Below are 14,099 nucleotides of genomic sequence, written 5' to 3'. Positions count from 1 at the left end.
AATAAGAAGGGGGTATCAGGCAGTGTAAATTTAAGGGTCACTGCCTGATTTAAACAGACAAACAAGCATTAAGCGGAGACAGCAATGCAAATTTTTTACGATAAAGACTGCGATTTATCTATCATCCAATCGAAGAAAGTAGCGATCATTGGTTACGGTTCACAAGGTCACGCACATGCGCTTAACCTGAAAGATTCTGGCGTTGATGTCACTGTAGGTTTACGTGCGAACTCTACTTCTTGGAAAAAAGCTGAAAATTCAGGTCTTAAAGTTGCTGAAGTTGCTGCTGCTGTAGCGCAAGCGGATGTAGTCATGATCTTGACGCCTGACGAATTCCAATCTCAACTTTATCGTGACGAGATTGAGCCAAACATCAAGCAAGGTGCTACTTTAGCGTTTGCTCACGGTTTCTCGATTCTTTACAACCAAGTTGTTCCACGTGCTGACCTTGACGTAATCATGGTTGCGCCTAAAGCACCTGGTCACACAGTACGTTCTGAATACCAGCGTGGTTCAGGTGTTCCTGATTTAATCGCAATTCACCAGGATGCATCTGGTAACGCGCGTAACGTTGCACTTTCTTATGCTTCAGGCGTAGGTGGCGGCCGTACTGGTATTATCGAAACTTCATTCCGTGAAGAAACTGAAACTGACCTTTTCGGTGAGCAAGCAGTTCTTTGTGGTGGTGCAGTTGAACTGGTTAAAATGGGCTTCGAAACTTTGGTTGAAGCTGGTTATGCGCCTGAAATGGCGTACTTCGAATGTCTACACGAGCTTAAATTGATCGTTGACTTGATGTTCGAAGGCGGTATCGCGGACATGAACTACTCTGTATCGAACAATGCGGAATATGGTGAATATGTAACGGGTACTGAAGTAATTAACGAGCAGTCTCGTGAAGCGATGCGTAATGCGCTTAAACGTATTCAGTCTGGTGAATACGCGAAGATGTTCATTCAAGAAGGTGCGTTGAACTACCCATCTATGACTGCTCGTCGTCGTCAAAACGCTGCTCACGGTATCGAAGTAACGGGTAACAAACTTCGCGCGATGATGCCTTGGATTCAAGCGAATAAGATTGTAGATAAAGAAAAGAACTAAGTTACGTGCCTCAAGAAAAGTAAGGCCATGCTTTAATTTTCTTTCGTACCTTGGATTCAAGCAAACAAAATCGTAGACAAAGAAAAGAACTAAGTTCTAATGTCTAAGTCAAAAAGCCCCTGTTTTTAACAGGGGCTTTTTGTGTGTGATAATGATGTTAGTATTAACGTTAAGTGCCTCAAGAAGAATAAAGCAGTGCTTTATTTTTTTCGTACCGTGGATTCAAGTAAACAAAATCGTTGATAAGGAAAAGAATTAATACTCCTTTTGGTTGAATTTTATGCTATAAAGGCCTCGTTATTATGGGGTTTTTTATTGGAAAATGCATGAAAGTTAAATGCTTAGGATTTGAGATTAGTACAGAAAAGAATCTAATAAATATTAATGATTTTATTGAGAGCAATTTAGTTTTTGAGATAAAAGATATTTTTAAGCGTGATGTATTTATTGATTGTAATGACCCTAATTACTACAAAGGATTAATTCTAACTATTAAAGATCAAAAAGCTTCTACAGCCAAAATGATATTCAATTCAGAAGGCTTATTTTGGGTTGCATAGCACCCATTATTAAGTTTTTGCTACTTCATCAAACAGTCACATAGAACACCTATGCTTTGCTTAAAACATACATAAGTAAGATAGGTGCGACATGAATCAGCCCTACAGCCAAGCCTTAACAAAACAACAAGCATTCCTTGATGGCTTTCAATTTGACTTAAAACAGCAACGTCTGAAAAGTCCTCAAAAATCATCTGCGCTTGCAGATTTGGTACGCCCCCGCTTAAAAATTGCCATAGTGACCGAAACATGGCCACCTGAAATTAATGGGGTAGCAAATTCATTGTTACAACTCTGCAAAGGGCTGAAAAAACAGGGGCATAAAATTTTATTGATTCGACCCGAGCAAAAAGGCATCTGTGCTGAATTTCAACCCTATCGGGAATGTTTGGTTAAAGCACAGCGTATTCCCAAATATTCAGGCTTACAGTTCGGTTGGCCGCAGTTTCTAAAGGTTCGCCATGCGGTAGAAGCCTTTGCACCCGATGTAGTGCATATCGTCACAGAAGGCCCATTAGGGCTTGCCGCGCAGCAAACTGCAAGATTCCTTGAAATTCCTGTATCAAGCGGCTTTCACTCTCCATTTCAGGAATTTAGCCGTTTCTTCGATTTGGCATTCTTGGTTAAACCCATTCAGCATTATCTCAAATGGTTTCATAATCATACCGCAATTACCTGTGTACCGAGTCGTGAGACTACCGAAGCACTCCGCAAATTTGGAGTGACGTGTCCACTGGTTGTGGTGGGGCGAGGGGTAGATACACAAGCCTTTTCACCTAAATGGCGTTCTGATTCCCTACGCCAGAGCTGGGGAGCTTCCAAAGAGACCCGTGTCATGTTGTATGTCGGGCGTTTATCGCCTGAAAAAGAAATACCAGTGGTGATTCAGGCATATTTCACATTGCGTCATATGCATTGTCGGGATGTGCGTCTGGTGGTGGTCGGAGATGGTCCAGACCGACAGCGCTTAGAGCAGTTGAATCATGATGCTTCGATTGTGTTTACCGGGAGTTTGCGTGGTCAACAGCTTGCTGAAGCCTATGCCAGTGCCGATGTGTTTTGCTTTGCGAGTCAGGTTGAAACCTTTGGCAATGTGGTATTGGAGGCGATGGCCAGTGGACTACCGGTTATTGCTTATGATTATGCTTGTGCACATCTACATGTACAACACGACCGAACAGGCTGGCTCAGCTCACTGGGTCTGCAAGAAGATTTAACAGCCAATATCTTAAAGTTACCAGATTATCACACACTTAGAAGAATGGGTGTGTATGCTTCACACTGTGCACAGAAGGTCGGATGGCAACATCCTGTAGAGCAGTTTGAACAGGTTCTGTACTCAATCACAAGGCAAAATAAATGACCTAATTAAAACAAGAGCGGGAGCAACATGATGAAAATCCACAATGCCAAACTCAAATTTTTAGAAATAGATTTAAAAGGCTGTGTCTACCTCAATCATCTCTCCCACTCAAATCGAATCGCTGCTTTTTTTAAAATCATTAGCCGTTTGGGGGATGGCGTGTTTTGGTATGTGATGTGTTTTGCTGCATGGGGACTTCGTGGCTTGGAGTATGGGCTACAGATGCTCTATATCATTTTGGGCGGAACGTTCGGTACGCTGATTTATAAAATTCTCAAAACAAAAACTGTACGTCCAAGACCTTATCAGGTGCATCAGGTGATTCGACTGGGTGAGCGGCCGCTGGATCATTTTAGTTTTCCGTCTGGACATACCTTGCATGCGGTAATGGCAACCACGGTCTTGGGTTATGTTGCACCGCTATTATTGCTGTTGATGCTCCCTTTTACGCTGCTGGTGGCTTTATCGCGCATGATTCTGGGATTGCATTATCCAAGTGATGTCGCAGTTGGGGCAATGATCGGAGGCATGATGGCCGTGGTCATTGTGCTGAGCGCACCTTATCTCAATATTATGTTGTAAAAATAAGTGAAAACTGAGGCGAAAGCTCGCAGATTTTTATAAATTTGCTAAAGTACAGCATTAAAGCAAATATGGTGAGAAATAGAGATGGGTTTACGTTGGACTGATACCCTGGATATCGCGATTGAACTCTACGAAGCGCATCCAGATGTGGACCCGCAGTGGATTCGTTTTACTGATTTACACGCCTGGGTATGTGCCTTGCCTGAGTTTACGGATGACCCGACTAAATCCACAGAAGGTCTGCTGGAAGCGATTCAAATGGCATGGATTGACGAAGCGCGTTAAGTGCCCGATTGAAAAAAGCATATTTTTACAGTGTAAAAGCAGAAAAATGCGCATTATCTCGGTATAATGCGCCAAATTTTCATGTCAACAATTGACTTAAGGAGCCTATCATGGCTATCGAACGTACTTTATCTATCGTAAAACCAGACGCAGTTGCTAAAAACCACATCGGCGACATCTTTGCTCGTTTTGAGAAAGCTGGTCTTCAAATCGTTGCAACTAAAATGAAACACTTGACTCAAGCTGAAGCTGAAGGCTTCTACGCTGAGCACAAAGAACGTGGTTTCTTTGCTGATCTTGTTGCTTTCATGACTTCTGGTCCAGTGGTTGTTTCAGTTCTTGAAGGCGAAAACGCTGTTCTTGCTCACCGTGACATCCTTGGCGCGACGAATCCTAAAGAAGCTGCTCCTGGTACAATCCGTGCAGATTTCGCTGTAAGCATCGACGAAAATGCTGCTCACGGTTCTGACTCTGTAGCATCAGCTGACCGTGAAGTTAACTACTTCTTCGCTCAAACTGAGATTGCTCCACGTACTCGTTAATTCGCAGTATTCAAACCAGATAAGTGTTATTATACTTATCTGGTTTTTTTATTCTTTGAATAATTCTTTGCTCACATATTGAGCTTCTCCTTTGATCTTTAGACATGGTTTAGGTAATACACATGAGTACTGAAGTCGTCGCTGTATCTGCAGTTTCAGCTGCACAGCAACCATCTCCGTCCACTCCCACACAGCAGAATGCTGTGGAAAAAGTGAACCTACTCGGCATGTCTCGTCCGCAAATGGAGAAATTCTTTGAGGATATGGGGGAGAAGAAGTTTCGTGCCGGGCAGGTAATGAAATGGATTCACCAATTTTTCGTGACCGATTTTGCCGAGATGACCAATATCTCGGGCAAACTGCGTGAAAAACTGGAACGTATTTGTGAAATTAAAGCGCCCGAAGTGGTGCATAAAAATTATTCTAAAGACGGTACCCGGAAATGGGTCTTCCGTGTCGGTGATGGTGACGGCTCTCTTGTCGAAACTGTATTGATTCCTGCTGAACATCGTAGCGGCCTACGTCGTACCTTGTGTATTTCGTCTCAAGTGGGCTGCGCACTGGACTGTTCATTCTGTTCAACCGGTAAACAGGGTTTTCAGCGCGATTTAGATCAGTCAGAAATCATTGGTCAGTTGTGGGTGGCGAACTATTCCTATATGGAAGATGTACCTGTGGCAGATCGTGAACGTTCAGTCACGAATGTGGTCATGATGGGCATGGGCGAACCACTGCTTAACTACGATGCCGTACTCAATTCCATGCGCATTATGCTGGACGACTTTGCTTATGGCATGTCGAAACGTCGTGTGACCTTATCGACATCAGGTGTGGTGCCGAAAATCGATCAAATGGTCAAAGACATTGATGTGGCACTGGCCATTTCATTGCACGCACCAAATGACGAACTGCGTAATGAACTGGTGCCAATCAACAAGAAATATCCGTTAGAACAACTGATTGCGGCGTGTCAGCGTTATATTGCCAAAGATGGTAATGAAAGTTCACGTAAACACGTCACCATTGAATATGTGATGCTGGATGGTGTGAATGATCATCCTGAACATGCACAGCAAATGATTAAGCTGCTGAAGAACTTGCCGAGCAAGATTAATTTGATTCCATTCAACCCTTTCCCGCACGCGCCTTATGGGCGTTCAAGCCGTAACCGCATTATTTCTTTCCAAAAAACTTTGTCTGATGCCGGTTTTGTGTGTACGATTCGTCAGACACGCGGTGATGATATTGATGCGGCGTGTGGACAGCTTGTAGGTCAAGTGGCTGATCGTACCCGTCGTGCGGAACAGTGGAAAAAGAAAATTGCGCAGTCAAATGAGATTATGCGTTCACAAGGATAATAAGAGGTCGCCAGTTGAGAAATCTAACATCTAAAATTGCTTTGATTTCAACAGTATGTGTGTCTTTAGCTTTGGTTGCATGTCAAACGCCAGATTTAGGTCAGAAAGATCCTGAAAAAGCCACCAAAGTCCGTACCCAATTGGCGGCAGAATATTTAAGAACAGGTGACTTAGATGCAGCCAAACGTGCGCTGGATCAGGCACTCGAAACGACTCCGCGTGATTCGCAAGCGAATATGATGATGGGCGTGCTATTGCAACAGGAAGGTAGTCAGCTCAATCTTGAGAAAGCAGATGCTTATTTCAAGCGTGCAATTTCGGCAGATCCGAAAAATGCACAGGCACGCAACAACTATGGCACGTATTTATATCAGCTAGAACGCTATAATGATGCGATCGAGCAGTTTAACATTGCCGGTGCAACTTTAGGTTATGATCAGCGTTTCCGTGCGCTGGAAAATATGGGACGTATTTACCTGAAAATGGGCGATGTGGTGAATGCTGAAAAATCATTCAAACAGGCGCTTCAGGCGAATCGCGATTCATATATATCAATGTTAGAGTTGTCAGAAATTTTTTATTTAAACCAGCAGTTCCCGGCAGCGACACAACTGTATCAACAGTTTGCGCGTGGTGTGGGACAGAAAAATCAGGGTGCCCGTGCGCTCTGGGTTGGCATTCGCACCGCGCGTGCCAGTGGTGATCAGTTGGGGATGCAGGTATTGGTGAACCAGTTACGTGCATTGTTTCCTGAAAGCCAGGAATACCAACGTTATTTGCAATTACAGTACAGTACTGAGGCCGTATGGAAGTAAATCCTAATTCACCTTCGAATCATTCGAGCGTAGCTCCAAATGCGTTAGGAAATATTCAACGTCCGGGCGAGTACTTGCGCCAGATTCGTCTCAATCAGCAACGTGATCTGGAAGATGTAGCCAAAGAGCTGAATATACCGGTCAAAACCCTGACTGCACTGGAGCAGGATGAATATAAGTCTTTGCCTGAGGCGACTTTTATCAAAGGCTATTACCGGATCTATGCCAAACTTTTGGGTGTAGATGCGTCGACTATTATTCAGCGTTTTGATGAAATTTATACCAATGATACCGGGTTGCTGCCGAATCATGCCCTGAACAATTCTCCTATTAAAATTATGGGGAAATTACCAGGCTCCAAGCGGGACCGCAATCGTAAGTGGTTAAAGCGCATTTTTATTACGCTGGTAGTGCTACTGATTTTGGGTGCACTTTTTGCCATGATTCAGAACTGGTCAAGTAGTAATTCACAAAATAGCAGTGAAGTCTCTGGAGTGGGTGCTTCTAATGTCGAGATTCTGAATCTGGATACAGGTAACGCGCTTTCGGGCGACCAGCTGAAACTTGAGTTTAAGCGTCCGACCTCTGTGCATATTGTGGACTCGGCGGGCAATGTTCTAGCAACTGGCCGTCAGGCATCAAGCTTGCAGCTAAATGGTGAAGCACCATTCCAGATTCGTCTGGATGATGCCTCGGCTGTATCGCTCAGTTTGAATAATGAAAATATTTCATTGTCACCCTACACTGTGAACGGAAAAGCAGAATTCCGTTTATCACCTTAACAGATCAAGAGTAGAGCAGAACAATGATCATAAATCCAATTAAACGTCGTCCAACACGTAAAATTCGTGTGGGTTCAGTTTATGTGGGTGGTGATGCACCAATCAGTATCCAGTCCATGACCAATACTGAAACCTGTGATGTGGCAGCTACGGTTGCACAGATCCAGCGCTGCGTCGATGCTGGTGCGGATATTATGCGGGTTTCTGTGCCAACGATGGAAGCGGCAGCGGCATTTGGTGAAATTCGCAAGCAGGTCAATGTGCCTTTGGTCGCCGATATTCACTTTGATTATAAAATTGCTTTGGCAGTTGCCGATTTGGGTGCAGACTGCCTGCGGATTAACCCGGGCAATATCGGCTCAGAAGCAAAGATTCGTGAAGTGGTGGCAGCAGCACGTCATAATGATATTTCAATGCGGATTGGTGTCAATGCCGGTTCACTCGAAAAAGACATTCAAAAGAAATATGGCGAGCCGACAGGCGCAGCATTGCTTGAATCTGCGATGCGTCATATCGACATTTTAGACCGTCTGGATTTTCAGGAATTTAAAATTTCAGTTAAAGCATCCAATGTGTTCCTGACCATGGATGCGTATCGTTTGCTGTCTCAGCAAATTGATAATCCGCTGCATTTGGGTGTAACCGAAGCCGGTATTTACCGTACAGGTTCGGTTAAATCTGCAATCGCCTTGGGTGGTTTGCTGATGGAAGGCATTGGCGATACCATGCGTATTTCGCTTGCTGCCGAGCCTGAAGAAGAAATTAAAATCGGTTTTGATATTCTAAAATCGCTGGGTCTGCGTTCTAACGGCATTAATTTTATTGCCTGCCCAAGCTGTTCACGTCAGGAATTTAATGTGATTTCCGTGATGCAGCAGCTTGAAGAACGTCTGGAAGATATTCGTACTCCAATGGATGTGTCGGTGATTGGCTGTAAAGTAAATGGGCCGGGCGAGGCTAAAGAAGCCGATATCGGTGTCGTAGGTGCAGCGCCACGTTCACTGGTGTATCGTAATGGTGAAAAAAGCCATCTAATTGATACCAATCAACTGGTTGATGAAATCGAAAATATGGTTCGTCAACGCGTTACCGAGCTTGAAGAAGCTAAATCTAAAGAAATTATTCGTACAAGTTTTTCTGAGTAGATCATGAGTTCAATCGTCGCAATCAAAGGTTTTAATGACATTCTCCCAACGCAAAGCCCAGCTTGGAGACGTCTTGAACAGCATCTGTCGGGTTTGATGGATGCTTATGGCTATCAACAAATCCGTTTGCCTATCGTTGAACAGACCAATCTGTTCAAACGTTCGATCGGTGATGCCACCGATATCGTTGAAAAAGAAATGTATACCTTTCTGGACAAAGGTAATCCGCCTGAGTCTCTGACACTACGCCCTGAAGGAACTGCAGGCTGTGTACGTGCCATGCTGGAGCATAATCTGCTTCGTGGTGCAACTCCTCGCGTCTGGTATATCGGGCCAATGTTCCGTTATGAAAAACCACAGAAAGGTCGTTACCGTCAGTTCCACCAGTTTGGTGTAGAAACCTTTGGTGTGGCGACTCCGGACATGGATGCAGAGCTGATTTTGATGACTGCACGTCTGTGGAAACGTATGGGCGTAGCGGACAAGGTTCAACTTGAATTAAATACTTTAGGCGAATCGGATGAACGTGCAGCCTATCGTGCAGCCTTGGTTGAATTTTTAGAGTCACATAAAGCCGATCTGGACGAAGATTCTCAGCGCCGTCTGACCACAAATCCACTGCGTATTCTGGATTCTAAAGATGCCAAAACCCAAAGCATCCTAGAAAATGCACCGAAACTGCATGACTTTATGGGTGAAGAAACTCTGGCGCATTTTGCCCAGTTACAACAGTACCTGACTGATGCCGGCGTGAGTTTTGTGATCAACCAAAAACTGGTACGTGGCTTAGACTACTACAACAAAACTGTGTTTGAATGGACCACAACACATTTAGGTTCACAAGGAACCGTGTGTGCCGGTGGCCGTTATGACGGTCTTGTTGGTCAATTGAAGGGCAAGCCTGATCAGTCTGTACCTGCGGTTGGTTTTGCCATGGGTATCGAACGTTTATTGCTTCTGCTTGAACAGGTTGAAGACAATACACCAACGCGTGATTGTGAAGTATTCCTGGTGGCTGAACCGGCTTCTCAAGGTCAAGCCTTGGTCATTGCTGAACAGATCCGTGATCAGCTTGAAGCAGCGGGGAGTCAGGTGCGTTTGAAAGTGGGCTCTCAAGGTTCAATGAAGTCGCAAATGAAAAAGGCCGATCAGGCCGGTGCTTTGTTTGCTGCGATTTTAGGTGAGCGTGAACTTGAAGCGCAGACTTTTACGGTGAAAGAACTGGCAACCGCAGAGCAATCGAATGTGCCATTTACGGACTTCGTTGCATTTTTTAGTGCTAAAATTTCTTTAAAATAATCGATAAAACATCAGGAAAAGGGTAGTCTCATGAGCGCAGTGGGTGATGAACAGTTTGAAAGCTTAAAATCCTTTACGAAGAAATATGGTTCTTCGATCATTACAGGGATTTTGATTGCGCTGATTGCCTTTTTTGGATGGGAATATTGGCAGAAGAAAAACCTGGCAGAGTCGCAAATGCACACTGCCAAGGTTCAGCAGTTGATGGATGATGCACAGGCGACGCAGGGCGATGCCTTTGCCAAGCTGTCTGAAACTGCGGACAAAATTGTCAAAGAAGCACCAGATTCAGCTCAGGCCATTCAGACTCAGCTGGTCATGGCGAAACTGGCCTATGACAAAGAAGATTATGCTGCGGCTGAGAAAGCGCTACAAAAAGTTGAAAACTCGACACTAGACGATAAAGGTCTGGTTCAGGTGGTCAAACTTCGTCTGGCTTATGCGCAACTGGCACAGAAAAAATATGATGCTGCATTGAAAACTTTAGAAGCAGTGACTGAACCTGCGTTTAAAGCAACTGCCGATGAAGCACGTGGCGATATCTATGTTGCCAAAAATGATATTGAAAATGCGAAAAAAGTATATCAAAGTGCATGGGATGCCTTGATTGAACGTAAAGAAGAACGTCAGATTTTACAAATTAAGCTCGAAAGCGTAGGCGTGTTGGTCGATGATCCGGAAATCGAACGCCCAATTATAGAAACACAAGCGGAAGAAGCTGCATGAATAGAAAATACAAAATTACCTGTGCCTTGACTGTTTTAACGCTTGCACTGGCTGGCTGTGCAGGTAAAACAAATAAAGTTCCAGAAGTAAAACCGAACCCACTTCCAAAACTGACCCAAGCCAAAACACTGGTTCCTGTATTTTCCACCAGTGTATCTGCGACAGATGCTGCCGATCCATTGCGTTTACGTCTGGATGCAGACAATGGTGTGGTTTTTGCGATTGATCCAAAAGGTGAGGTGTCTGCATTTAAGGGCAAACAGCGTCTTTGGCAGAAAAAAGTCAGCAAAGATAATCTAAGTTCTGGCGTTGAAGCGGCCGAGGGTCTGGTTGTTGTCGGTAGCCAGAAGGGCCAACTGTTTGCACTCGATCAGCAAACTGGTGAGCAAAAATGGACTGCACAATTGACGGGTGCTTTACTGGCGCCGTCACTGATTCATGCAGGTCGTGTGATTAGTGTGAGCAATGACGGTATGGTCTATGCGCATGAAGTGGCAAGCGGTGCACAAGTTTGGACTTATAACCTGCCTAATGTACAATTCAGCCTGCGTGGTATGGCGGCTCCTGTGCCATTAGATGCGCGTAATGTGCTGATTGCCTCTTCAAATGCGTATATTTATGCACTGGATGCCTTAAGTGGCGTACCAAAGTTACAGCGTCGTGTCGCCGTGTCGGATGGCCGTTCTGATATTCAGCGTCTGGTCGATATTGACGGTGAGCCGGTCGTTGCAGGCCAGTTTGTGGTGACGACCAGTTATCAAGGTCAGGTGACTGTACTGGACTTGGCTTCACAGCAAGTCATCTGGAGTGAAGATGCCAGCAGCATCCAGCGTCCAGAAGTTGTCGGCAATGGCGTATTCGTGGCGCAAACTGATGGCAAAATTAAAGCTTTTGAGATTAGCTCGGGTCAACCGCTTTGGGAAAATGATCAATTGCTGAATCGTCAGCTCAGTAATCCAGTGATGTTAGGCACGGATTTGGTGGTCGGTGATCTGGATGGTGTGTTGCACCTGATTGACCCGCGTACCGGACAAATTACTGGTCGTTCGAAAACCTCTGGTGAAGTGCGTAACTTACGCGTGATCGACAACCAGCTTTATGTTTCTACACGCAAGGGCGCATTAAGCATTTGGCAGAACCGTTAATTTTAACGAGCCTTATGTTAAACTAGCCGCAACCGTATTTTGTGAACGCGGGGTGATTGAAAAATCAATGCCCCGTGTTTTTATTTAGGGTATTTTTCCCCTTATATCTTCCTATACTTTCTGATGTTCAGGCCACTTTGACTGCCTGATTATTGAATAAAGGTTACTCTATGAAACCCGTAATTGCGCTCATTGGTCGTCCGAACGTCGGAAAATCAACTCTGTTCAATCAGATTACCAAGAGCCGTGACGCATTGGTGGCAGACTTTGCTGGTCTGACACGCGACCGTAAATATGGCGATGCAACCTATCAAAATAAATCTTTCATTGTGGTTGATACCGGTGGTATTGGTGAAAATGAAGGCGGTATTGACTCGTATATGGCAGAGCAATCTAAAACTGCCATTCATGAAGCCGATATTATCATTTTTGTGGTCGACGCGCGTGCCGGACTGCTGGCTTCCGATGAGCAGATTGCGCGTGAACTGCGTACTTTAGGTAAAAAGGTCTTTCTGGCGGCCAATAAAGTCGATGGCGTACATGCTGAAGCTGCCTTGGTTGAATTCTACAAACTGGGCATGGGCGAGCCGCTACAAGTTGCTGCCAGCCATGGTCGTGGTGTTCAGCAAATGCTGGAAGACGTGCTTGCCGATGTACCGGAAGATGAAAACCCGGAAGAGCATGATAAAAACACTGGTCTGCGTTTAGCGATTATTGGTCGTCCAAACGTGGGTAAATCTACGCTGGTGAACCGTTTGCTCGGCGAAGAGCGTGTGGTGGCATTTGACCAGCCGGGTACAACACGTGACTCGATTTATATTCCATTCGAGCGTGATGGCCGTCAATATACCCTGATTGATACTGCAGGGGTGCGTCGTAAAGGTAAAGTGGATGAAATGATTGAGAAATTCTCGATTGTTAAGACTTTACAGGCGATGAAAGATGCCAACGTGATTGTGGTTGTGGTCGATGCACGTGATGGTATTGTTGAGCAAGATTTGCATCTGATTGGCTATGCGCTTGAAGCGGGTCGTGCCATGGTCATTGCTGTCAACAAATGGGATAACATGACTGAATATGATCGCAAGCAATGTAAGCTCGATGTAGAGCGTCGCTTCGATTTCATTCCATGGGCAAAAGTGCATTTGATTTCTGCATTGCATGGAACGGGTGTGGGTGAGCTTTATCCTTCGATTCACCGTGCCTATGATTCATCTCGTTTGAAAGTATCACCGGCAAAAATCACCCAGATTTTAAATGATGCAACAGATGCCCACCAACCGCCTATGGTTCAGGGTCGTCGTATTAAAATGCGTTATGCGCATATGGGCGGACAGAATCCACCAACTATCGTGATCCATGGTAACAAGGTCGATAAAACCCCTGCGGATTACCGTCGTTATCTTGAAAACGTGTTCCGTAAAGTATACAAGCTTGAAGGTACGCCGATTAAAATCGAGTTTAAAACCTCTGAAAACCCGTTTGAAGGGCGTAAGACGGTGATGGATGAGCGTATTGCAGCGCGTAAACGTCGTTATGTACAGAAGTTCAAGAAAGCCGAGAAGAAATTTAAACGTTAATTTCTTTTTTTAGTTTTCGATAAAAAGCCTGCTGATGCAGGCTTTTTTCCCTCTTAGATTCTCAAATGTAAGGCAATTCTCATGGTCAAAGATTGATGAACTCTCTTACAATAGATTCAAAGTAAATATAGATTGAAAAACCATTGTGACTTCACTTATTCGAATTGATCTGCATGCGTTGTCTGACGCGAGTCAAAGCAACCAACTCCTGGAACGTAAGGCACAGATTCAAGCGCGTAAGATTGAGATAGCCGCGTTAAGAAATCAGTTTTTATCCAGTCATTTGGAATCCGCTGTCTTCAATCAGGATGTTGTGCGGACTACATTCGGCAAACCCTATCTCCACACTCATCCAGACTTCAACTTTAACCATAGCCATAGTCAAAATTTCTATGCTCTGGCAACGAGCAATAATGTCCAAAATTTGGGAATTGATATTGAAGAGCTGAGCCGTAAGGTTCGATTTGAAGCCATGGCACAACATGCCTTTCATCCTGAAGAGCTTAAACAGTGGCAGGCACTGGACTATGATTCCGAATACTGGTTTAAGGTCTGGACCACCAAGGAAGCTGTATTAAAGGCCTCAGGACTGGGCATACGCATCAACCTGAATGAGTTAAATACCCAGATTCATCCAGATCAGAATGGTGGAAGATGTGAACATCCAGAGATCGGCGTCTATGCCTATCAAAATTATAATATGGCAGGATGTATGCTCACCGTGGCCTGGCAAAGTGAGCATTCATACAAGGGTTTCAGATTTCCGCTAATCCAGATTCATCAATCTGTTTAAATCAGCAGAGTAGAAATAGA

At 44.6% G+C, this 14,099-nt stretch carries 15 protein-coding genes; all 15 read left to right on the top strand.

The window, feature by feature from the left end; genetic code table 11:
* The first annotated feature begins 84 nt into the window (after positions 1–84).
* Complete coding sequence (ilvC, locus tag LOZ91_RS07665) at positions 85–1,101, top strand: ketol-acid reductoisomerase (RefSeq protein WP_005095658.1); 1,017 nt, start codon at positions 85–87, stop codon at positions 1,099–1,101.
* 326 nt (positions 1,102–1,427) lie between these two features.
* Positions 1,428–1,661: a hypothetical protein gene (locus tag LOZ91_RS07660; RefSeq protein ID WP_244782947.1), complete on the top strand. Its 234-nt coding sequence runs from the start codon at positions 1,428–1,430 to the stop codon at positions 1,659–1,661.
* A 91-nt stretch (positions 1,662–1,752) separates the two neighbouring features.
* Positions 1,753–3,024, top strand: a complete 1,272-nt coding sequence (locus tag LOZ91_RS07655; RefSeq protein ID WP_244782946.1) for a glycosyltransferase family 1 protein — start codon at positions 1,753–1,755, stop codon at positions 3,022–3,024.
* 30 nt (positions 3,025–3,054) lie between these two features.
* Entirely contained in the window at positions 3,055–3,606 is a 552-nt protein-coding gene (locus LOZ91_RS07650; RefSeq protein ID WP_005095663.1) for a phosphatase PAP2 family protein, read from the top strand.
* Positions 3,607–3,693: 87 nt separating this feature from the next.
* The gene (iscX, locus tag LOZ91_RS07645) at positions 3,694–3,894 is read left to right on the top strand and encodes a Fe-S cluster assembly protein IscX (RefSeq protein ID WP_100329232.1); all 201 of its coding nucleotides are present in this window, start codon (positions 3,694–3,696) and stop codon (positions 3,892–3,894) included.
* A gap of 110 nt (positions 3,895–4,004) precedes the next feature.
* Positions 4,005–4,436: a nucleoside-diphosphate kinase gene (gene ndk / locus LOZ91_RS07640; protein WP_004647460.1), complete on the top strand. Its 432-nt coding sequence runs from the start codon at positions 4,005–4,007 to the stop codon at positions 4,434–4,436.
* A 122-nt stretch (positions 4,437–4,558) separates the two neighbouring features.
* Positions 4,559–5,794: a 23S rRNA (adenine(2503)-C(2))-methyltransferase RlmN gene (gene rlmN, locus LOZ91_RS07635; protein ID WP_005095669.1), complete on the top strand. Its 1,236-nt coding sequence runs from the start codon at positions 4,559–4,561 to the stop codon at positions 5,792–5,794.
* A 14-nt stretch (positions 5,795–5,808) separates the two neighbouring features.
* On the top strand, positions 5,809–6,609 hold the full coding sequence (pilW, locus tag LOZ91_RS07630) for a type IV pilus biogenesis/stability protein PilW (protein ID WP_005172689.1): 801 nt from the start codon (positions 5,809–5,811) through the stop codon (positions 6,607–6,609).
* Positions 6,600–7,391, top strand: a complete 792-nt coding sequence (locus LOZ91_RS07625; protein ID WP_244782944.1) for a helix-turn-helix domain-containing protein — start codon at positions 6,600–6,602, stop codon at positions 7,389–7,391. The genes pilW and LOZ91_RS07625 overlap by 10 nt, the downstream gene beginning before the upstream one ends.
* A 23-nt stretch (positions 7,392–7,414) precedes the next feature.
* A complete protein-coding gene (ispG, locus tag LOZ91_RS07620; RefSeq protein ID WP_225553145.1) occupies positions 7,415–8,536 on the top strand; it encodes a flavodoxin-dependent (E)-4-hydroxy-3-methylbut-2-enyl-diphosphate synthase in 1,122 nt (373 codons plus the stop codon).
* Between the two features lie 3 nt (positions 8,537–8,539).
* The gene (gene hisS, locus LOZ91_RS07615) at positions 8,540–9,835 is read left to right on the top strand and encodes a histidine--tRNA ligase (RefSeq protein WP_005095678.1); all 1,296 of its coding nucleotides are present in this window, start codon (positions 8,540–8,542) and stop codon (positions 9,833–9,835) included.
* A 30-nt stretch (positions 9,836–9,865) separates the two neighbouring features.
* A complete protein-coding gene (locus tag LOZ91_RS07610; RefSeq protein WP_005095680.1) occupies positions 9,866–10,561 on the top strand; it encodes a tetratricopeptide repeat protein in 696 nt (231 codons plus the stop codon).
* Positions 10,558–11,706, top strand: a complete 1,149-nt coding sequence (gene bamB / locus LOZ91_RS07605) for an outer membrane protein assembly factor BamB (protein WP_005095682.1) — start codon at positions 10,558–10,560, stop codon at positions 11,704–11,706. The genes LOZ91_RS07610 and bamB overlap by 4 nt, the downstream gene beginning before the upstream one ends.
* Positions 11,707–11,876: 170 nt before the next feature.
* Entirely contained in the window at positions 11,877–13,286 is a 1,410-nt protein-coding gene (der, locus tag LOZ91_RS07600) for a ribosome biogenesis GTPase Der (protein ID WP_005095683.1), read from the top strand.
* 145 nt (positions 13,287–13,431) lie between these two features.
* Positions 13,432–14,079, top strand: coding sequence for a 4'-phosphopantetheinyl transferase superfamily protein (locus LOZ91_RS07595; RefSeq protein ID WP_218208828.1), 648 nt, complete (start codon positions 13,432–13,434; stop codon positions 14,077–14,079).
* The last annotated feature ends 20 nt before the right edge of the window (positions 14,080–14,099 follow it).

The sequence above is a fragment of the Acinetobacter sp. F-1 genome (assembly GCF_022869025.1).
Lineage (GTDB): Bacteria > Pseudomonadota > Gammaproteobacteria > Pseudomonadales > Moraxellaceae > Acinetobacter > Acinetobacter pseudolwoffii.
Note: the sequence above shows the minus strand (reverse complement) of the source record. Positions and strands in the feature narration are given on the sequence as shown.

Excerpts from the sequence above, each read along its gene's own strand:
- ilvC (WP_005095658.1), top strand. The coding sequence starts at position 85 with ATGCAAATTTTTTACGATAAAGACTGCGATTTATCTATCATCCAATCG.
- LOZ91_RS07660 (WP_244782947.1), top strand. The coding sequence starts at position 1,428 with ATGAAAGTTAAATGCTTAGGATTTGAGATTAGTACAGAAAAGAATCTA.
- LOZ91_RS07655 (WP_244782946.1), top strand. The coding sequence starts at position 1,753 with ATGAATCAGCCCTACAGCCAAGCCTTAACAAAACAACAAGCATTCCTT.
- LOZ91_RS07650 (WP_005095663.1), top strand. The coding sequence starts at position 3,055 with ATGAAAATCCACAATGCCAAACTCAAATTTTTAGAAATAGATTTAAAA.
- iscX (WP_100329232.1), top strand. The coding sequence starts at position 3,694 with ATGGGTTTACGTTGGACTGATACCCTGGATATCGCGATTGAACTCTAC.
- ndk (WP_004647460.1), top strand. The coding sequence starts at position 4,005 with ATGGCTATCGAACGTACTTTATCTATCGTAAAACCAGACGCAGTTGCT.
- rlmN (WP_005095669.1), top strand. The coding sequence starts at position 4,559 with ATGAGTACTGAAGTCGTCGCTGTATCTGCAGTTTCAGCTGCACAGCAA.
- LOZ91_RS07625 (WP_244782944.1), top strand. The coding sequence starts at position 6,600 with ATGGAAGTAAATCCTAATTCACCTTCGAATCATTCGAGCGTAGCTCCA.
- ispG (WP_225553145.1), top strand. The coding sequence starts at position 7,415 with ATGATCATAAATCCAATTAAACGTCGTCCAACACGTAAAATTCGTGTG.
- hisS (WP_005095678.1), top strand. The coding sequence starts at position 8,540 with ATGAGTTCAATCGTCGCAATCAAAGGTTTTAATGACATTCTCCCAACG.
- LOZ91_RS07610 (WP_005095680.1), top strand. The coding sequence starts at position 9,866 with ATGAGCGCAGTGGGTGATGAACAGTTTGAAAGCTTAAAATCCTTTACG.
- bamB (WP_005095682.1), top strand. The coding sequence starts at position 10,558 with ATGAATAGAAAATACAAAATTACCTGTGCCTTGACTGTTTTAACGCTT.
- der (WP_005095683.1), top strand. The coding sequence starts at position 11,877 with ATGAAACCCGTAATTGCGCTCATTGGTCGTCCGAACGTCGGAAAATCA.